Genomic DNA, 17,947 nt, shown 5'->3' on the forward strand with positions numbered 1-17,947 from the left:
CGCGTCGCCGCCACCGTCCGGGTCAGCTCCAAATGAGCAGCTTCGGATTCCCCCTGCGTTCACCGCGGACCCGCGAGGCACGCCCCCGCGAGGAGCGGCCCGCCTGGGAAGAGCCGCCGACGAAGATCGGCTCGACCGCCAAGGCCGTCGTCATCACCGTCATCTGCGCCGTGATGATCCTGCCCTTCCTCACGGTCCTCTCCACCAGCCTCGCCTCCCGCGAGGAGATCACCGAGGCGGGCGGCTTCGTCCTCTTCCCCACGGACCCGACCCTGGAGGCGTACCGCACGATCCTCTCCGGCGGCATCGTCTCCCGGGCCGTCGTCGTCAGCGTCCTGATCACCCTCGTCGGCACGGCGCTCTCGCTCCTGACGACGATCGCGCTCGCCTACGGCCTCAGCAAGCGCGGCGTCCCCGGCAGCAAGCCGATCCTCCTGATGGTGCTCTTCACGCTGCTCTTCGTGCCGGGCATGGTGCCGATGTACGTGGTGGTCAAGGAGCTCGGGCTCCTCGACTCCTACTGGTCGTTGATCCTCCCCGTCATGATCAACGCCTTCAACCTCGTCGTCCTGCGGGCGTTCTTCATGAACATTCCCGAGGAGCTCTACCAGGCGGCGCGGATCGACGGCGCGGGTGACTGGCGGATCCTGACCCGCATCGTGCTTCCGCTGTCCAAGGGCGTCGTGGCCGTCGTCGGTCTCTTCTACGCGGTGACGTACTGGAACGCGTTCTTCAACGCCATGCTCTACCTCAACGACTCGGGCAAGTGGCCCATCCAGCTGGTCCTGCGCACCTACGTCGTCCAGGGCAAGTCCATCTCGGGCGACCAGCTCGGCGTCAGCCACATGCCGCCCCAGCAGTCGATCTCCATGGCCGTGGTCATGATCGCGCTCATCCCGATCCTGCTGCTCTTCCCGTTCCTGCAGAAGTACTTCACCAAGGGCGTGCTCACCGGCGCCATCAAGGGCTGACTTTCCCGTTCCCCGAACCCCCTTTGCGGAGATTCCCATGACAGGCATGTCCCGACGTACTTTCCTGAGCCTCTCCACCGCCGTCGCGGCGGGCGCGGCAGCGACTTCGCTGACGGGCTGCGGCTCGGGTGCGAAGAAGACGGGCGAGGCGGCATCGGCGAAGGTGAAGCTGCCCTCGTACGTCCCCTTCGGCAAGGTCAAGCCCGATCTGCCGCCGAACGCGAAGGGCCTGTCCGCGGGGTTCCTCTCGTACCCCAAGGACCTGGTGCGCAGCGTCCCGAAGACCCCCGGTGACGGTTCGAAGATCACGGTGCTCACCGAGATCTGGACACAGCCGCCCGCCCCGGCGGGCTCCAACGCCCACTGGAAGAAGGTGAACAAGGAACTCGGCGTCGACCTGGAAGCGATCCTGGGCACCGACCCCGGATACGAGGAGAAGTTCTCCGCGGTCATCGCGGGCGGCGACCTGCCCGACCTCCTGTGGATACCGCCGAACCAGGGCATCCAGCACATCGCCGAACTGCTCGAGGCCAAGTGCGCGGACATCACGGAGTACGTCTCCGGGGACGCGGTGAAGGACTATCCGAACCTCGCCGCGATGACCCCAGCGCACTGGAAGACCGCGGTCGTCAACGGCAAGATCTGGGGCGCCCCCAGCCCGTACCCCGCCTTCGGGCAGGTCTACGGCGGCAATCCGAGGATCTGGGAGAAGGCGGACGGCTTCTCGGCGAGCAGCCCCGAGGAGTTCCTCGCCAAATGCAAGGAGGTCACGGGCGGCAAGGTCTGGGCCCTCGAGCCGATCTACGTCAACGCCGCCAGCGTGATGAGCCAGTGTTTCGGAGCCCCCAACAAGTGGCGGCAGAACAAGGACGGTTCGCTCACCTGGTTCCAGGAGACCGACGAGTACACCGAAGCCCTCAACTTCGTCCTGAAGCTGAAGAAGGCAGGGGTCTTCTACCCCGGCAACCCCAAGATGGCGGACGCGAACACCAAGCTGGCACAGGGCTCGATCGGCGCCACCGTCCACGCCAACCCCTTCAACGCGCGCAGGGACATCCGCGTACAGGACCCCGCCCTGGCCACCGAGATCCTGATCCCGTTCGGTGTGGGCGGCAAGAAGCCGAAGCACCACTACCACCTGGGCACGATCGGCTACACCGCCATCAAGAAGGGCGACGAGAAGCGGGTGCGCATGCTGCTCCGTGTCCTCGACTACCTGGCCGCGCCGTTCGGCACCACCGAGCGCGAGTTCCTCGAATTCGGCACGGAGGGCGAGGACTTCACGTACGACAAGAACGGCTTCCCGGAGCGTTCCAAGAAGGGCAAGCAGCAGGTCGAGGGTCTGTTCAGCGGACTGACCACGGCGACCACCTCACCCTTCGCGCTGGTCGCGTCGGCGTTCCCGGGCACCGCCCGTGCCCAGGACGTCAAGGACGTCTACGCAGCCGAGCAGAAGCTCATCGAGACCGCCATCCAGAACCCGGTCGTCGGCCACTACTCCGACGCGTACACCCAGCACTACGGCCGCATGTCGACGGAGGCGACCGATTTGGTCAACGACATCGTCAGCGGCCGCAAGAAGCTGAGCGAGTGGAAGCCCTTCTGGGCGGAGTGGAAGAACAAGGGTCTGGAGCAGATGGCCCGGGAATTCCAGAAGTCCATCGAGAGCGCCGCCTGAGCGGCACCGTCAGGGAACGCGGTCGGTCTTGGCCAGCTCCGACTTCCGGTACGAGTACGCGAAGTAGATGACAAGGCCGAGCGCGAACCACACCGCGAACCGTGCCCACGTCTGCCACTGGAGGAACGTGATCAGCCAGATGGAGAAGACGACCCCGATGGCGGGCACCACCGGCATTCCGGGGCAGCGGAACGTACGCGGCAGGTCGGGCTGCTTGTAGCGCAGCACGATCACCGCGACGCACACCACGACGAAGGCCAACAGGATGCCGATGTTGGTCAGTTCGGCCGCCTCGCCGATCGGCAGGAACCCGGCGATGGCGGCCGAGGCGAACCCGACGATCCATGTCACCCGCGTCGGCACGTGGCGGGTCTTGTGCGTCTTGGCGAACCACTTCGGCAGCAGGCCGTCACGCGACATGCTGAACCAGACGCGGGTGACGCCGAGCATGAAGGTGAACATCACGGTGAGGATGCCGATGATCGCGCCGACCGCGATGACGTCGGCGAGACCGCCGAGGCCCACGGACTTGAAGGCGGTGGAGAACCCGCTCTCCGGGTCGATGTCCTTGTAGCTCTGCATGCCCGTGAGGACGAGACAGGCCAGGACGTACAGGACCATCGAGATCGCCAGGGAGTAGAGGATCGCCTTGGGCATGTGGCGCTGGGCGTCCTTGGACTCCTCGGCGGCGGTGCTCATCGCGTCGTAGCCGAACACGGCGAAGAAGACGGTGGCCGCTCCCGTGAACGCCCCGCTGACTCCGAAGGGGAAGAACGGCTCGTAGTTCCCGGTGTTGATGTGGAAGAACCCGACCGCGATCACCACGAGAACGACGATGACCTTGAGGACGACCACGACCATCTCGAAGCGTGCCGCGTTCTTGATGCCCAGCGTCAGCAGATAGGCGATGAGCAGGCAAAGGACCGCGGCGAACAGGTCCACCTTGTGGCCGTCGCCCGTGCCGGGTGCGCCCAGCATCCAGGCAGGGAGCTGCGCGCCCATGTCGTTGAGCAGGAAGTTGAAGTAGCCGGAGATGCCGATCGCGACCACCGCCACGATCGCCGTGTACTCCAGGAGCAGGTCCCAGCCGATGAACCAGCCCGTGAGCTCGCCGAGGACCACATAGCCGTAGGTGTACGCCGATCCCGCCTTCGGGATCAGGCCCGCGAACTCGGCGTACGAGAAGGCCGCCGCCGCGCTCGCGATTCCGGCGATGAGGAAGGAGATGAGGACGGCAGGACCGGCCGTGCCGTTGGCCACCGTCCCGGCGAGGGTGAAGATGCCGGCGCCGATGATCCCGCCGACGCCGATCGCGGTGAGCTGCCAGAGGCCGAGCGAGCGGGAGAGCCCGCCACCCGCTCCCTCTTCGGTCTCGTCGATGTGTTCGATGGGCTTGCGGCGCAGAACGCCGTGCCCCATCCGGAGTCCCGCCATGAGCTCCACCTTCTCGCGGACGGCAGTCGGCTGATGGCGGATCATGATGGCGCAGGCGCGGCCGGGACGGAAGACGCCACACCCCTCATGGGTGTGAGGGTTCAGCAGTCCGGGCGCCGGAGGTTACGGCACCACGGTGACGGGCCAGCGGCCCGCCTTGACGAGGCGTACCGCGACCGAGCCGACGATCCGGTGTCCCGCCTGCTCGGAGGCGCCGACGATGACGGCGTCGGCCTTGAGGTCGTCTGCCGCCGTGACCAGGCCGCTGTAGGGGTCGCCACGGAAGGTGTGGAACTCCCAGCGCACGTCGAATATGTCCTTCACCCGCTCCGCCGACTCCCTGATCTCGGCGATCAGCCCCTCGGCGATCTCGTCGGTCGCCTCGGCCACCGGGGCGCCCAGGGCGGCGCCCGCGGCCATCACCGGCTGGATGTAGACGACGGCGAGCAGGGCGCGCTGCCGTCGCGCGAGGCCTCCGGCATAGGCGGCGGCCCGGAGCGAGGAGTCCGATCCGTCGACACCGACGACGATCACCTTCGGGCCGTCGGTCCCGCGTTCGAACTGATGGGAGTGGTCTTCAGTCACAGCCGAGAGGTTAACGGAGAGCACGATTCCTGTTGACGGCGCCCACGGCCGGGTCCGGGGCTTCGCCCCAGGGCCAAGGTCCGCCGCCGCTGAGCCCTTGTCTCTCCCCTGTCTCCCTTTGTCTCCGCTGGTCCCATCGGGTGCTTTCGTCGCACGCCGTGGTGTTGCTGTCCGGCGTCGGCCTTCCGCCATGCGACGGATTAGTAATGAAAAAGGATCAAATGACTCCAGGGCGCCGCGCACTTCTGCGCGGCGCCGCTGTCTTCGGTCTGGTCGCGACCGCCGGATGCGCGGGCACGGAGCGTACGGCGACGCCGGGGCCCACGGCCTCCGGCGGTTCCGCGGCCGGCGGCCCGCCCGCCGCGCCCGCCCGCAAGCCCTCCGCGTACCGCCTCCAGCCCATGGCCGGCAACGGCCCGCCACGCGCCGCGCGCGCCCTGCCCCGCGTCCGCAAGGCGCCGATCCTGCGCATGGACGGGCAGGGCCGCAGCATGTTCCTGACGTTCGACGACGGACCCGACCCGCGCTACACGCCGGGCATCCTGAGCACCCTGCGCAAGTACGACGTCCGTGCCACGTTCTTCGTCTGCGGCGAGATGGCCGTCGACAACAAGGACCTGCTTCGGCAGATGGCCGACGACGGGCATCTGATCGGCAACCACACCTGGACGCACCCGCTCCTCCCGAAGATGAGCCGGAGCGCGATGCGCGAGGAGATCGAGCGCACCTGCGACGTCGTGGAGGAAGCAGTGGGCGAAGCCCCCGCCTGGTTCCGGGCCCCCTACGGCGCCTGGAACCGCAACGCCTTCCAACTGGGCGCCGACCTCGGCATGGAGCCGCTCGCCTGGACCGTGGACACCCTGGACTGGACGGAGCCGGGCACCGGAACCATCGTCCGGCGCGTACGGGCCGGTGCGGGGCCCGGGGTCGTGGTCCTCTCGCACGACGCGGGCGGCGACCGTTCCCAGAGCGTCGCGGCCCTGCGGACGTATCTGCCGGAGCTGATCGACTCGGGTTACCGGATCACGGTGCCGAGCCGCCACGCAATGTAGAAAGAATGTCGCCCGCCCGGCGCCGTGTTCCGCCGACGCATTCGCCGTCAGCGCACATCCACCAGGCGGGCGAAGGCGACGACGTTTCCGTCGTAACCGGACCGCTTGGAGAATCCGCCGCCGCAGGTGATGACGCGCAGTTCCGGAGCTCCCTTGTCGCTGTAGACGCGGCTGCCCGGGAAATTGTCCTTCTCGAAGACTTCGATTCCATAGATCTCGAAGACCGCGGTCTTGCGGTCCCTGCGCAGGACCTCGACGCGATTTCCCTTTTTCAGCGAACCCAGGCCGTAGAAGACGGCGGGGCCCTGCTGGTTGTCGACATGGCCGACGATCACGGACGTGCCCTTCTCGCCCGGCGACACGGCGCCGGTGAACCAGCCCGCGAGATTCGGGTCCTCCGCCGGAGGAGCGTCCACCCAGCCGTCCTCGTCGAGCCCGACCGGCATGACCGGCGCCTCCACCCGGATGCCCTTGATCCCCACGCGCTCGGCGGGCGAGAACGTCAGCGGCGCGACCTTCGGCTTCGCGCCGTCGGGCGCCTGGTCCGCGGCGGCGGCCGAAGCGGGCTGGGGCGGACCCACGTCGAATTCCCCTGAGCCATTCCGGATCAGCGCGAGGCCGGTCAGCAGAACGAGTGCCATCACGCCCCACGGCGCGCGCTTCCGCTGCGATTCCTCTTCATCGGCCGGCTGGGACGAAGGCATTCTCTGATCCCCTCTCAACGCGGCATTCGAACCGCGTCCGTTGCGCGTACAAGAACGCTAAGCGCGGCGCACGTGACGGGCGACAGAGCGGAAGCGAACGGGTGGCGCCCATACCGGGCATGCGCCATCCGAGTCGCGGTCGGCAGGAAATTTCTGACGGTCCGTGACCTGCGGCAATATCGGCTTGTACGTTCACGCTTCGGCGTGTCGCCTCACCAGGACGGCCGATCGCCGAAATGCGGGTCTGAGCAGGGCAACTGAGGGTCTGTCTGGGAGGCGCTCTCGCCGATCGACCGGGGAACGGTTACCCCGGGGCGCCTTCCGCGGAGGATTCACATGCGTACTTCTCGTATGCGCACCACTCGTGCCCTCGCGGTCGCCGTCACCGCGGGTGCCGTCGTCGGCCTCGCCGCCCCGACGGCATCGGCCTGGGCCGACCCGTCCAACATCGTCGCCATGCCGAGCGTGATCCCCCGCGGGGGACAGCTGACGGTCACGGTCGACGGCTCGTCCTGCTCGTCTCCGGGCAGCAAGGTCACGTCGAACGCCTTTCCCAACACGCCCCTGCACACCATGAACGGCGGCACGGCCAGCGCGAACCCCAGGGTCTACCACCACGCGAGCCCCGGTGCCCACAGCATCACCGTGCACTGCGGCGGCAAGACCCTGACCAAGCCCGACGCGTTCACCGTGATCCACGGCGGCGTCCGCGGTGGTCTCGGCGGCAGCAGCAGCTCCGGGGCGACCGGCACCGACATGGCGATCGGCGGGGCGCTCGTGACGGCCGCCCTGGTCGGCGGCGGAGTGTTCTGGATGCGCCGCCGCTCGGAGAACGCGGGGCGCGGCATCTGACCGCGGGCCCGGCCTCGGTGCGCCTGTCACTCGCACGTCGGGCGCTCGTACGCCGGGTGCTCGTACCCCGGGCTTGAACTGTTCCGCCTACCTGACCGGCGCGTCCCCCTTCCGCGCCGGTCGGGCGGCGGGCGGGTCAGGAGTTGTTGCCGTCCCCGGTGCGGCGGCGCGTCCAGTGGTACGCGGTGCCGAGGGTGCCCAGGATCAGGGCGCCGCCGAGGGCGATCTCGTGCAGGTCGAGCCCGCCGAAGCTGCCGCCCGCGCCCGCCTTGACCCCGTGGTGGACCGGGCCGGTGGGGTGGGAGGTGGGGTGATGGGTGGGGCGGCCCGTGGCGATGGTGAGGTCCGTGGTGCCGGTCTCGCCCTTGCAGTCGAAGGTCACCTCGTAGATCGCGCCGGGCTTGGCGTCGGGGAAGACCATCGCGGCGACGGAATTCTGCCCCTTGGGGATGTGGGCGTCGTCGAAGACGCCGGAGGTGACCTTCGCGTCGCCCTCGCAGCCGTCCACGCTGAGCTGGACCTGGCCGCCGGCGGCGATCGTGGACGGGGTGACGCGGAAGCCGAACGAGGTGATGTTGTTGCCGCCGTCACCCTCGTCGGCGACGGCCGGCGCGGCGGTGGCGGCGCCGAGGGTCAGGGTCGTGGCGGCGAGAAGAGCGGCCGAGGCGACGCGTATCGCGCGCATGATGATTCCTCCGGGTCCCCGAGGAGCAGCCGCGGACCTTCTTCCGCTTTCACCTGATATGCACCTCGATGCCGCAAACGCTAAGCAGGGACCCACGCGCCCGCGATCTATGTCGCGCGAACGGGGCAACGGTGTGGGCCGCACAGGGGAACGGGCGGGGTGTCGCGGGCGTGGTGACGGGGTTCCGGGGGCGAGGCGTGTAGAGGCGCAGGCGGGGCGGGACCCTGCGTCCGTGGAGGTGGGCAGCGAGGGAGCTGGGCCCCACTGGGGCCCGCCCTGGCGATCCTCCGTACTCCGCCGTACGGGGAGGGCCTCCCGCAGGTGATCCGCACGGTCCCGGGGCGGTGGCCGGCCCGGTGAGGTCAGAACGCCACTCGTGTGCCCGGCCCCTTCCGTGGCCGGCCGGGGCAACTCGCGCTCCGCGGCGCGAAGTCCGGACCGGGCGCCGCCGGTCGGGGCGGGCCCGGACGCGAAGGGGCGACGCGGGTGAGTCCGTCAGGAGCCGGGCGCCCACACGTGCGCCGCGCCGCCTCGCCACTCCACGAGGTGGGGATCGTCCAGGGCCATGTCCGCGTCGCCGAGGCCCGCGCGGCGCAGAAACTCCACCAGGTCATGATCGTCGCGCGCGACACCGACGGCCCGCCCGCGCACGGTGACCCGCCGTCCGCCGTCGGAAGCGGGCGGGTGGACGATGATGGGTGTCTGCCAGGTCATGCCACCAGAGTGCGCTGTACGGGGCCGCCGCGCAGCATGGTTTACGGACCTGCGTGCGAAGCCGGTCCCGGAAGACCGGGGTACCCCACTGCGCCGGGATTCCCGGCGCGGGTCAGACGGCCGGTCGGACGTGGTCGCGCCATAGGCTGTGCCCGATGATTGAGACCGTCGTGTTCGACGTGGGGGAGACCCTCACCAAAGATGACCGCTACTGGGCGTCCTGGGCCGATTGGCTCGGCGTGCCCCGTCACACCGTCTCCGCGCTCGTGGGAGGTGTCGTCACGCGGGGCCGCGACAACACCGAGGCGCTGCGGCTGCTCAGCCCGGACATAGACGTCGCCGCCGCCCATCAGGCCCGCGAGGCAGCGGGGCGCGGTGAGTACTTGGCCGAGACCGACCTCTACCCTGACGTGCGCCCCGCGCTCGGCGGGCTGCGCGACCAGGGGCTGCGTGTCGTCATCGCGGGGAACCGCACCGAGCGCGTGGGCGAGCTGCTGCGCCGCCTCGACCTGCCCGCCGATGTCGTCGCGACCTCGGGGGAGTGGGGCGTGGCGAAGCCCGACCCCGCCTTCTTCGCCAAGGTGATCGAGGTGGCCCAGGCCGCCCCGGAGCGGACGCTGTACGTCGGGGACCACCCCGCGAACGACATCTACCCCGCGAAGGCCGCCGGGCTGCGGGTCGCGCACATCCGGCGTGGGCCCTGGGGTCACTGGTGGGCGGACGACCAGGCCGTCGTCGAAGCCGCTGACTGGCGGATCGACTCCCTCACCCAGGTCGCGACGGTCATCGCGGAGTGAGTGACCGTCAGAGTCGCGGCCCCGCCCGGGAATTGAGGGCGGGGCCGCGCATCCCTCATCCCCCGAGGTTGTCGAAGAGGGCGCGGAACGGATCGGGGGTTGCCGCGACGCCGCGGCTGTAGGGGGCGTCGAAGTCCCAGATGAGGAAGAGCAGGAAGGCGATCAAGGCCGAGAACAGCCCCGCGAGGATGAGTTCGCGCGGAGTACGGCGGATCTGCAGGGCGAAGATCATGCCGACGGTGACGAGACCGCCCGTGATGAGACCGAACCAGACCACGCCGGGCATGGTCGCCCCAGCACTGTCGCCGCGGGAGTTGCGCGCGTCGTCGGCGATCGCGACCTGGTCGACCAGCGGCTGATAGGCCTGGGCCTCGAAGTCGGACTTGGGCTGGTAGTCGGTGACGTCGTGGCGTACCCGGTCCAGGAGTTGGGCGCCGCGGTCGGTGAGTTCGCCGCGGTCGGTCATCGAGTCCCACTCGGTGGTCACGACATGGCTGACATAGGCGTGTACATCCGTGCGGATGCGCTCACGGACGTCGTCCGGATAGACCCGCGCACGCTCCGACACCTCGTGCAACGCCTGGGCCTCGGTGTGCACATGGTCCTCGGCGACGCTGCGGGCCTCCCAGACACCGGCGATGGCCAGGCCGAGGACGATGGCATACACCACGCCGATCATCATCGTCATGTACTCGATGACGTCCGGGGTCTCCGAAGCGTCGTAATCCGGGCTGGTCCTGCGGTGCCGCAGGAAGGTGACGACCAGGACGACGCCGCACGCGGCCACCATCGCGAGGGTGAGAACAAGCCATTCCGACATGGGACCTCCGACGGGTCAGCGCGGCCGCAGCGCGGCGACGGCGAGCACCGCGGGCGCGGTGACGAGCAGGGTGAGTGAGACCAGGGACGGGCCGCTGCGGGGCGGCGCCTTGCGTGCCGTGATGCGGTACGAGGGGTAACTCACCGGCTTGGGCTTGACCTTGGCCGGGGGGGACGGGGTCGGCTTCGGACTGGGCGGCGGGGGTGGGGGCGGGGGCGGCGTGGGCTCAGGAGGGGTCGGCCGCGCGGGAGGTGGCGGCGGCGGTGGCGGGGGAGGCGGTGGCTCCGGCGCGGGCGGCTCCGGGCGCGGCGGCGGGGCCGGAGCGGGCGGCGGTGGTGGTGGCGGAGGCGGGGGTGGAGGCGGTGGCTTCGGACGACGGGTGGGGCCCGCCCGGCAGACCACTCCGTCGCCCGCGACGGCCACGGCGTCACCGCCGGGTGCGTCACCGATCGAGGCGTAGGCGCAGTTGTCGGCGGGCGCGATGGCGGGTGCGCCGGCAGGCGCCGCGGCAGCCGCCGGCGCACCGAGCAGCCAGGCCAGCACCAGGAGCGCCAGTAAGCGTGTGACCAGTCCGGACGAGGCCCTAGTGGATCCATGCACGTCAGGGATCATGGGCAGCGCGTCGCCCTGCCACGCCGATGCCGCCCTCCTGTGACCCGAAGGGAGGAGACGCCGGGCGCGGGCTTGACGAACAGGCGGACGTGGGCTTGACGAATGGGCGGGCGTGAGTCTGACGAATGGGCGGGAGCGAGCCCGACGAACGGGCGGGCGTGAGCCTGACGCAGAAAAGAATCTTGAACGCAGGTTGAACGCATCAGACGTCCCCACCCGTACCTAGGGCCATGCGTGACGCAAACTCAGCGGCGCGACACCCAAGCAGACAGCGGGAGTTACCGATGAAGACCTGGCGAAGCGCCTCACTCGTAGCGACAGCTGCGGCCATGCTGGCGCTGACGACGGCGTGTGGTCAGGAGAAGGGGGACCAGTCGCCGAACGGGCAGAACGTCGGCAACCAGGCCCCGGCCGAACAGGACGGGTACGGGGCAGGGGACGGGTACGGCGCCGACACGGGCGATGCGAAAGAAGGCGCCGGGAAGGCCAAGGCCGCCGGTCAGCTCGCCGTGTGGGACAGCAAGAAGCTCGGCAAGGTCGTCACCGACAGCGAGGGCTTCACGCTCTACCGCTTCGACAAGGACACGGCCCAGCCCCCCAAGTCGAACTGTGACGGCGCCTGCGCGTCGACCTGGCCCGTCGCCTCCCCCGAGGGCGCGGCAGCCCCGGCCGGAGTCGACAAGTCCCTGCTCGGCGAGGTGACCCGATCCGACGGCAGCAAGCAGCTGACCATCGACGGCTGGCCGATGTACCGGTACGCCAAGGACACCAAGGCCGGTGACGCCAAGGGCCAAGGCGTGGGCGGCACTTGGTACGCGGCCGCCCCCGACGGCAAGAAGGCCGCGCCCGCGGCCGACGAGGCCGAACCGCCCAGCGAGACGGCTCCCGTCGATCCGGCAGGTCTCTCCACCCGCAAGGACCCCAAGCTCGGGGAGATCGTCGTCGACAAGAACGGCATGACCGTCTACCGCTTCACCAAGGACTCCGCCTGGCCGATGAAGTCCGCGTGCACCGGCGCCTGTCTGGAGAAGTGGCCGGTGGTTCCGCCCGTGGCCAAGAACGACACCAAGGGGATCCTGAAGAAGGGGTTCGTCGTCTTCGACCGCCCCGACGGGCAGCGGCAGCAGACCATCGACTGCTGGCCGATGTACACCTTCGCCGGTGACAAGAAGCCCGGCGACACCAATGGCCAGGGCGTGGGCGGCACTTGGTACGCCGCCGGCCCTGACGGAAAGCCTGTCGGCGCCCCGAAGTAGGCGTACAGGAAGAAGGCGTACAGGAAATAGACGTACGGGAAATAGAGGTACAGAAGCAGTCGGCGTCGATGGGCTAGTCCGAAGACGAAGTCAGCCACGAAGGGGGGTCGGTCAGAAGTACCTCGCGTACGGTCTACCGGTCCGTTCCTTTCCCCCTCCCGGGGAGGAACGGACCGGTTCTTTGGGTTGAAATTCGGCACTTGCCACAGGCAGTGACCGAGAACGGACGCCCAATTTCCGTTTTGACTCGCTCCCTTGGCGGACGATCAGTAGCCTCACCTTCGAACACCGGCTCGTCTCGCCTACGTCTTGGAGTCCTGATGGAGCGTCCCGCCTGGGCCCCGCAGGGCATCGACATCACGATGCCCAGCGTGTCCCGCATCTACGACTATTACCTGGGCGGTTCGCACAACTTCGAGGTCGACCGGGACGCAGCCCGCCGGGCCATGGAGTTCATGCCGGGGCTGCCCAAGATCATGCAGGCGAATCGTGCCTTCATGCGCCGAGCGGTGCGTTTCGCCGTGGACGAGGGCATCACCCAGTTCCTCGACATCGGTTCGGGCATCCCCACCTTCGGCAATGTGCACGAGGTCGCGCGGCGGGCCGACCCCGAATCCCGCGTGGTGTACGTCGACCACGACGCGGTCGCCGTGGCGCACAGCCGTGCCGTCCTGGACGGCGACGATAAGGCGGCCGTCGTCGCCGCGGATCTGCGCAAACCGCAGGACATTCTGGGCAGTTCGGAGGTGGCGGGGCTGCTCGACCTGGACCGGCCGGTCGCCCTTCTCCTCGTCGCCGTCCTGCATTTCGTGGAGGACGCGTACGATCCCTGTACAGCGGTCGCCGAACTGCGGGACGCACTCGCGCCCGGCAGCGTGATCGCCCTCACGCACGCCTCGTACGAAGGGATGCCGATCCCCGCCGAGCAGGCCGGTCAAGCCGTCGGCGTCTACAAGGACATCCGCAATCCACTGATCATGCGCTCGCGCGAGGAGATCGCGCGGTTCTTCGAGGGATACGACATGGTGGAACCCGGCCTCGTGCCGATGCCGCGCTGGCGGCCCGACACCGCGCCCGAGGAGGAGGACCCCTATGCCTTCTCCGGGTTCGCCGGCGTGGGGCGCAGGGCATGAGCGGGGAACCGGACGGCCCCGAGGACAGAGTGCGCAGGTTCGCCACCATCTGGAGCCGCGCCATCTTCCCCGTGACGGCGACGTCGCTGACCCGTCCCGAATTCGAGCTGCAACTGGTGCCGCTCGCACGGAGGTTGCGTGCCGCGCTGCACGAGCGGATCTTCGACGCGGCCGAGGGCCAGGCGATCGGCGCGGCGCTCGTCGGCACGCACTGCACCGATCCCGAGGCGCTGAGCCGCACGCTCGACTGCGTGGACGCCTACCTCGTCCTGTACTGCGGCGACGACGGACCCCAGGAGGAGCTGCGGGCCCGGTCCGCGCGCCTGCAGCACGCCGTGGCCGCGGGTTTCGCGGCAGCCCTGCGCGAGCGGACCCTCGCCGAGCAGGAGGCGATATCCCGGGCCGCCCTGGACGCCCGCAGCGCGGTCGCCGAGGCCCTGCACGCGAGCGAGGCGCGCTTTCGTGCCGTCTTCCACGGTGCGGCGATCGGCATCGGCATAGCCGACCTCACGGGCACGGTCCTGGAGGCGAACGACGCGCTGATCCGCATGTTCGGCGGCCTTGAGAGCCAGCTGCGCGGACGCAACGTCGCGGAGTGGACGCACCCGGAGGACTCGCCCCACGTATGGAAGCTCTACGAGGAGCTGGTGCGCGGGGAGCGCGAGCACTACCGCGTGGAGAAGGCCTTCTACCGCCCCGACGGCACCGCCCTGTGGACCAACCTGACCGTCTCGCTGCTGCGTGACGCGGACGGAGTGCCGCAGTACCAACTGGCGTTGATGGAGGACACCACCGAACGCCGGCTGCTCAATCTGCGCCTCCGCTACGAGGCCACGCACGACGCGCTCACCGGCCTGCCCAACCGCACCCTGTTCTTCGAGCGCCTGGAGAAGGCCCTCGCCGCGGGCGACGGCGCACGCTTCGGGCTCTGCTATCTCGACCTCGACGGCTTCAAGACCGTCAACGACAGCCTCGGGCACGCGGCGGGCGACCGGCTCCTCGTCGAGGTCGCCGACCGGCTCCAGTCGTGCGCCACGGCGCCCGGCGAGATGGTCGCGCGGCTCGGCGGCGACGAGTTCGTGGCGCTGACCACCGGCCGCGACACCGAGGCCGAGGTGGACGACCTCGCCGGGCGCATCATGCACGCGCTCTCCACGCCGATCCGCGTCGAGGGCCGCGAGCTGACCGTGCGCGGCAGCATCGGCATCGTCGAGGGCCCGGCCGGTGAGCGTGGCGCGGCCGAGGTGCTGCGCAGCGCTGACATCACGATGTACCGGGCGAAGTCCGCGGGCGGCAACCGCTTCGAGCTCGCCGACCCCGAGGCCGACGCCCGCGCCATCACCCGGCACGGCCTGACCACCGCGCTGCCCGCCGCCCTGGAGCGCGGCGAGTTCTTCATCGAGTACCAGCCCCTGGTGCACCTGGGTGACGGCAGCGTGCGCGGGGCGGAGGCGCTCGTGCGGTGGTTGCATCCGCAGCACGGCATCATCGGCCCGGACCGGTTCATTCCGCTCGCCGAGCACACCGGTCTGATCGTGCCGCTCGGCCGCTGGGTCCTTGAGGAATCCGTCCGCCAGGCCCGCACCTGGGTGGCGCGGCACAAGGACGCCGGGCCGCTGCGCGTGAACGTGAACCTCTCGCCCATGCAGCTGAACCACCCCGGTCTCGTCTCGGACACCGTGGAGATCCTGGAGCGCGCCGGGCTCGAACCGGGCGCCCTGTGCCTGGAGGTGACCGAGTCCGCGCTGATCGGCGCCGACGACGACCTGCTCAAGCCGTTGCGGCGGCTCGCCGAGATGGGCGTGGACATCGCGCTCGACGACTTCGGCACGGGCTATTCGAACCTCGCCAACCTGCGCCGCCTGCCGGTGAGCGTCCTCAAGCTGGACCGCTCCTTCACCCAGGGCATGCAGCACTTCCCGGCCGACCCCGTCGACCTGAAGATCGTCGAGGGGATCGTGGCGCTCGCCCACAGCCTGGACCTCGCGGTCACGGTCGAGGGCGTGGAGACGGGCGCCCAGGCGGATCAGCTGCGAGAGTTGGGCTGCGACACGGCGCAGGGCTGGTACTACGCAAGGCCCGGCCCGCCGGACCAGCTGCACGAGCTGGCGCTGGCCGACGCGACGACCTGAGGAGTACGACGGTGTCATCCGGAGTGATCAACTGGGTGTACGCCTTCGTGGACCGGCCCAAGGACCGGTTCGCGCGGGCCCATGCCTTCTGGGCGGCGGTCACCGGAACACGGCTCTCCGCGTTCCGGGGCGAGGACGACCAGTTCGTGACGCTGCTGCCGGACGGCGCCGACGCCTTCCTGAAGGCGCAGGCGGTCGAAGGACCCGGCGGCGCGCACCTCGACTTCTCCGTGGACGATGTCGTCGCCAAGGCGCGCGAGGCGTGCGAACTCGGGGCCACCCCGGTCTTCGCGGAGGAGGGCCTGGAGGTTATGCGCTCGCCGGGCGGACAGCTGTTCTGCGTGGTGCCGTGGGCGGGCGAGAAGCTCCGCCCTGAGCCGCTGGTCGCTCCGGACGGTACGACGAGCCGACTCGACCAGGTGTGCCTCGACGTGCCGCCGGCGGTGTGGGAGGCGGAGAAGGCGTTCTGGCCCGCCTTCACGGGCTGGTCCGCGCGCCCCGGCTCGCGCCCGGAGTTCCACCTCGTCGAGCCGAGTGACCGGCTGCCGATCCGGATCCTGCTGCAGCGTCTCGACACGGAGGGGCCCGCCGGGGCTCACCAGGACTTCTCCTGCTCCGACCTCGACGCGGACCGGGTCCGGCACGAGCGGCTCGGCGCCGAGACCGTGTGGAGGGGGCCGCACTGGATCGTCATGCGGGACCCGGCGGGTGGCACGTACTGCCTGACGATCCGGGATCCCGAGACCGGCGGTCTGCCCAGCGCCCGCGCCCGTTAGCACCTGCGCGCCCAGCCCCCACCGGCCCGCGGGGACACGTAACCTCAGTAGCCGCCCTCACCGCTCCAACAACATCCGCTGCAGCTCCCGCGCAGCCCGTGGCGGAGCCACATCGCTGCGGTGGGCCAGCGCGATCGTGCGGTGCAGGGTCGGGCGGGCGAGTGGCGTCATCCGCAGGCCGCGTCCGGCGCGTTCGGCCACCATGCGGGGTACGACCGCGACTCCGAGCCCGGCCCGCACGAAGCCGAGCACCGCGTCCATCTCGCCGCCCTCGACCGCGAACTCCGGCTCGAACCCCTCGGCCCGACAGGCGGCGACCGTCAGTTCCCGCAGGTCGTAGCCGTGGCGGAACATCACGAGGCGCTCCCGCTGCAGATCGGCCACCCGTACCGACTTGCCGCCGAACCCCCGCGCCTCCGGCGACGACACCACCACCAGGTCCTCGCGGAGCAGCTCCACGGTGGTCAGGGCCGGGGAGGGGCTGGGCAGCGGAAGCACGACCACGGCCAGGTCCAGGGCGCCGCGCGCCAGTTCCCGCACGAGGTCGTGGGAGCCGCTCTCCTCCAGGAGGAGCTGGATGCCGGGGTGCCGGTCGTGGAAGGCACGGAGCACCTCGGGCAGCAAACCCGTGCAGACGCTGGGCGTGGCCCCCAGGCGGATGCGGCCGCGGCGCAGCTGGGCCAGCTCCTGGACCTCGATGCGTGCGGTGTCGGCGTCCGCGAGGATGCGGCGGGCCAGCGGAAGCAATGCCTCGCCCGCGTCCGTCAGTGCGATGTTGCCGCGGGCCCTGCTGAACAGCTCGGCGCCCAGCTCCTTCTCCAGGGCGCGGACCTGCTGGGAGAGCGAGGGCTGGGAGACGTGCACCTGCTCGGCGGCCCGGGTGAAGTGCCTGGTCTCGGCCACGGCGACGAAGTAGAGGAGCTGCTGGAACTGCATACACGGCAGGGTACGGCCGATGATAGCCAGCCGCTATCGAGATGAGCTGATCCATCTGTTGGACCGATCGGGACCTTCGGCCTTAGCGTCGGTCCCATGGCTCTGGCAACGCGGACGGACCGAAAACGGTCGTCGATGACGCGCACGATCTGGGACTCCTCCGTCGGCAAGAAGACAGTGATGGCAGTGAGCGGCCTGATCATGCTGCTCTACCTCATCGCCCACATGATCGGAAACCTGAAGATCTTCTTCGGGCCCGCGGAGCTCAACCACTATGCCCACTGGCTGCGCACGGTCGGCGAGCCCTTCATGCACTACGAGTGGACGCTCTGGCTGATCCGCGTCGTGCTCGTCGCCGCCGTGGTCGCGCACGCCGTCTCCGCCTACCAGCTGAGCCGCCGCGACATCAGGGCGCGCCCCGCCAAGTACGTCAACAAGAAGGCGGGCAAGAGCTTCGCCACCCGCACGATGCGCTGGGGCGGCATCATCCTCGCCCTGTTCATCGTCTGGCACATCCTGGACCTGACGACCGGCACCGTGCACCCGGGCGGCTACGAGCACCTGCACCCCTACCAGAACATCATCGACACGTTCTCCACGTGGTACGGCAACGTCATCTACATCGTCGCCGTCGTCGCCCTCGGCTTCCACGTGCGCCACGGCCTGTGGAGCGCCGCGCAGACCCTGGGCGCGGGCAAGGCGACCCGCGACCGCGCCCTCAAGATCATCGCCAATGGCGTCGCGTTCGTCCTGACGGCGGGCTTCGTCGTCGTCCCCGTGGCCGTCATGACCGGAGTGGTGAGCTAGGCA

At 69.7% G+C, this 17,947-nt stretch carries 18 protein-coding genes; 10 read left to right on the top strand and 8 right to left on the bottom strand.

Annotated features, from left to right (window positions below):
• The first annotated feature begins 32 nt into the window (after nucleotides 1–32).
• Together ACWGIH_RS21095 and ACWGIH_RS21100 are read left to right on the top strand one after the other, a co-directional pair.
• The gene (locus tag ACWGIH_RS21095; protein ID WP_453447064.1) at nucleotides 33–971 is read left to right on the top strand and encodes a carbohydrate ABC transporter permease; all 939 of its coding nucleotides are present in this window, start codon (nucleotides 33–35) and stop codon (nucleotides 969–971) included.
• A 46-nt stretch (nucleotides 972–1,017) separates the two neighbouring features.
• Nucleotides 1,018–2,649 (top strand): extracellular solute-binding protein, encoded by a 1,632-nt coding sequence (locus ACWGIH_RS21100; protein WP_453447063.1) that lies wholly within the window; start codon nucleotides 1,018–1,020, stop codon nucleotides 2,647–2,649.
• Between the two features lie 9 nt (nucleotides 2,650–2,658).
• On the opposite strand, the gene ACWGIH_RS21105 is transcribed toward ACWGIH_RS21100, so the two are convergent.
• Complete coding sequence (locus ACWGIH_RS21105) at nucleotides 2,659–4,083, bottom strand: amino acid permease (RefSeq protein ID WP_453447061.1); 1,425 nt, start codon at nucleotides 4,081–4,083, stop codon at nucleotides 2,659–2,661.
• 123 nt (nucleotides 4,084–4,206) lie between these two features.
• Nucleotides 4,207–4,668: a universal stress protein gene (locus tag ACWGIH_RS21110; protein ID WP_453447060.1), complete on the bottom strand. Its 462-nt coding sequence runs from the start codon at nucleotides 4,666–4,668 to the stop codon at nucleotides 4,207–4,209.
• Between the two features lie 206 nt (nucleotides 4,669–4,874).
• On the opposite strand from ACWGIH_RS21110, the gene ACWGIH_RS21115 reads away from it, so the two are divergent.
• Entirely contained in the window at nucleotides 4,875–5,720 is an 846-nt protein-coding gene (locus ACWGIH_RS21115) for a polysaccharide deacetylase family protein (protein ID WP_453447058.1), read from the top strand.
• Between the two features lie 47 nt (nucleotides 5,721–5,767).
• Here ACWGIH_RS21115 and ACWGIH_RS21120 read toward each other — a convergent pair whose 3' ends face one another.
• On the bottom strand, nucleotides 5,768–6,424 hold the full coding sequence (locus ACWGIH_RS21120; protein WP_453447056.1) for a class F sortase: 657 nt from the start codon (nucleotides 6,422–6,424) through the stop codon (nucleotides 5,768–5,770).
• 351 nt (nucleotides 6,425–6,775) lie between these two features.
• Between ACWGIH_RS21120 and ACWGIH_RS21125 the strand changes: the two genes are divergently transcribed.
• Complete coding sequence (locus ACWGIH_RS21125) at nucleotides 6,776–7,276, top strand: hypothetical protein (RefSeq protein WP_453447054.1); 501 nt, start codon at nucleotides 6,776–6,778, stop codon at nucleotides 7,274–7,276.
• Nucleotides 7,277–7,412: 136 nt separating this feature from the next.
• Here the strand turns inward: ACWGIH_RS21125 and ACWGIH_RS21130 are convergent, their stop codons facing one another.
• Both ACWGIH_RS21130 and ACWGIH_RS21135 read right to left on the bottom strand, forming a co-directional pair.
• Entirely contained in the window at nucleotides 7,413–7,961 is a 549-nt protein-coding gene (locus ACWGIH_RS21130; protein WP_453447052.1) for a hypothetical protein, read from the bottom strand.
• Between the two features lie 495 nt (nucleotides 7,962–8,456).
• The gene (locus ACWGIH_RS21135) at nucleotides 8,457–8,675 is read right to left on the bottom strand and encodes a hypothetical protein (RefSeq protein ID WP_453447051.1); all 219 of its coding nucleotides are present in this window, start codon (nucleotides 8,673–8,675) and stop codon (nucleotides 8,457–8,459) included.
• 155 nt (nucleotides 8,676–8,830) lie between these two features.
• Between ACWGIH_RS21135 and ACWGIH_RS21140 the strand changes: the two genes are divergently transcribed.
• Entirely contained in the window at nucleotides 8,831–9,472 is a 642-nt protein-coding gene (locus ACWGIH_RS21140) for an HAD family hydrolase (protein WP_453447049.1), read from the top strand.
• Between the two features lie 55 nt (nucleotides 9,473–9,527).
• Here the strand turns inward: ACWGIH_RS21140 and ACWGIH_RS21145 are convergent, their stop codons facing one another.
• Both ACWGIH_RS21145 and ACWGIH_RS21150 read right to left on the bottom strand, forming a co-directional pair.
• A complete protein-coding gene (locus ACWGIH_RS21145; RefSeq protein WP_453447047.1) occupies nucleotides 9,528–10,292 on the bottom strand; it encodes a bestrophin-like domain in 765 nt (254 codons plus the stop codon).
• Between the two features lie 15 nt (nucleotides 10,293–10,307).
• On the bottom strand, nucleotides 10,308–10,892 hold the full coding sequence (locus ACWGIH_RS21150; protein ID WP_453447045.1) for a hypothetical protein: 585 nt from the start codon (nucleotides 10,890–10,892) through the stop codon (nucleotides 10,308–10,310).
• Nucleotides 10,893–11,188: 296 nt separating this feature from the next.
• On the opposite strand from ACWGIH_RS21150, the gene ACWGIH_RS21155 reads away from it, so the two are divergent.
• The 4 genes from ACWGIH_RS21155 to ACWGIH_RS21170 all read left to right on the top strand — a co-directional run bounded on the left by ACWGIH_RS21155 (nucleotide 11,189) and on the right by ACWGIH_RS21170 (nucleotide 16,201).
• Entirely contained in the window at nucleotides 11,189–12,160 is a 972-nt protein-coding gene (locus tag ACWGIH_RS21155; protein ID WP_453447044.1) for an SCO0930 family lipoprotein, read from the top strand.
• Between the two features lie 320 nt (nucleotides 12,161–12,480).
• The gene (locus ACWGIH_RS21160) at nucleotides 12,481–13,293 is read left to right on the top strand and encodes an SAM-dependent methyltransferase (protein WP_453447042.1); all 813 of its coding nucleotides are present in this window, start codon (nucleotides 12,481–12,483) and stop codon (nucleotides 13,291–13,293) included.
• Entirely contained in the window at nucleotides 13,290–15,425 is a 2,136-nt protein-coding gene (locus tag ACWGIH_RS21165; protein WP_453447040.1) for a putative bifunctional diguanylate cyclase/phosphodiesterase, read from the top strand. The genes ACWGIH_RS21160 and ACWGIH_RS21165 overlap by 4 nt, the downstream gene beginning before the upstream one ends.
• Nucleotides 15,426–15,436: 11 nt before the next feature.
• Entirely contained in the window at nucleotides 15,437–16,201 is a 765-nt protein-coding gene (locus ACWGIH_RS21170; protein ID WP_453447039.1) for a VOC family protein, read from the top strand.
• Nucleotides 16,202–16,258: 57 nt separating this feature from the next.
• Here ACWGIH_RS21170 and ACWGIH_RS21175 read toward each other — a convergent pair whose 3' ends face one another.
• Nucleotides 16,259–17,137: a LysR family transcriptional regulator gene (locus tag ACWGIH_RS21175; protein WP_453447038.1), complete on the bottom strand. Its 879-nt coding sequence runs from the start codon at nucleotides 17,135–17,137 to the stop codon at nucleotides 16,259–16,261.
• Nucleotides 17,138–17,272: 135 nt separating this feature from the next.
• Here ACWGIH_RS21175 and ACWGIH_RS21180 point away from each other — a divergent pair, with 135 nt between their 5' ends.
• The gene (locus ACWGIH_RS21180) at nucleotides 17,273–17,944 is read left to right on the top strand and encodes a succinate dehydrogenase (RefSeq protein ID WP_453447111.1); all 672 of its coding nucleotides are present in this window, start codon (nucleotides 17,273–17,275) and stop codon (nucleotides 17,942–17,944) included.
• Nucleotides 17,945–17,947 lie beyond the last annotated feature (3 nt).

This window comes from Streptomyces sp. NPDC054872, from assembly GCF_053610705.1.

Excerpts from the sequence above, each read along its gene's own strand:
- ACWGIH_RS21095 (WP_453447064.1), top strand. The coding sequence starts at position 33 with ATGAGCAGCTTCGGATTCCCCCTGCGTTCACCGCGGACCCGCGAGGCA.
- ACWGIH_RS21140 (WP_453447049.1), top strand. The coding sequence starts at position 8,831 with ATGATTGAGACCGTCGTGTTCGACGTGGGGGAGACCCTCACCAAAGAT.
- ACWGIH_RS21130 (WP_453447052.1), bottom strand. The coding sequence starts at position 7,961 with ATGCGCGCGATACGCGTCGCCTCGGCCGCTCTTCTCGCCGCCACGACC.
- ACWGIH_RS21145 (WP_453447047.1), bottom strand. The coding sequence starts at position 10,292 with ATGTCGGAATGGCTTGTTCTCACCCTCGCGATGGTGGCCGCGTGCGGC.
- ACWGIH_RS21105 (WP_453447061.1), bottom strand. The coding sequence starts at position 4,083 with ATGGCGGGACTCCGGATGGGGCACGGCGTTCTGCGCCGCAAGCCCATC.
- ACWGIH_RS21160 (WP_453447042.1), top strand. The coding sequence starts at position 12,481 with ATGGAGCGTCCCGCCTGGGCCCCGCAGGGCATCGACATCACGATGCCC.
- ACWGIH_RS21120 (WP_453447056.1), bottom strand. The coding sequence starts at position 6,424 with ATGCCTTCGTCCCAGCCGGCCGATGAAGAGGAATCGCAGCGGAAGCGC.
- ACWGIH_RS21175 (WP_453447038.1), bottom strand. The coding sequence starts at position 17,137 with ATGCAGTTCCAGCAGCTCCTCTACTTCGTCGCCGTGGCCGAGACCAGG.
- ACWGIH_RS21115 (WP_453447058.1), top strand. The coding sequence starts at position 4,875 with ATGAAAAAGGATCAAATGACTCCAGGGCGCCGCGCACTTCTGCGCGGC.
- ACWGIH_RS21135 (WP_453447051.1), bottom strand. The coding sequence starts at position 8,675 with ATGACCTGGCAGACACCCATCATCGTCCACCCGCCCGCTTCCGACGGC.
- ACWGIH_RS21155 (WP_453447044.1), top strand. The coding sequence starts at position 11,189 with ATGAAGACCTGGCGAAGCGCCTCACTCGTAGCGACAGCTGCGGCCATG.
- ACWGIH_RS21180 (WP_453447111.1), top strand. The coding sequence starts at position 17,273 with ATGACGCGCACGATCTGGGACTCCTCCGTCGGCAAGAAGACAGTGATG.
- ACWGIH_RS21125 (WP_453447054.1), top strand. The coding sequence starts at position 6,776 with ATGCGCACCACTCGTGCCCTCGCGGTCGCCGTCACCGCGGGTGCCGTC.
- ACWGIH_RS21100 (WP_453447063.1), top strand. The coding sequence starts at position 1,018 with ATGTCCCGACGTACTTTCCTGAGCCTCTCCACCGCCGTCGCGGCGGGC.
- ACWGIH_RS21165 (WP_453447040.1), top strand. The coding sequence starts at position 13,290 with ATGAGCGGGGAACCGGACGGCCCCGAGGACAGAGTGCGCAGGTTCGCC.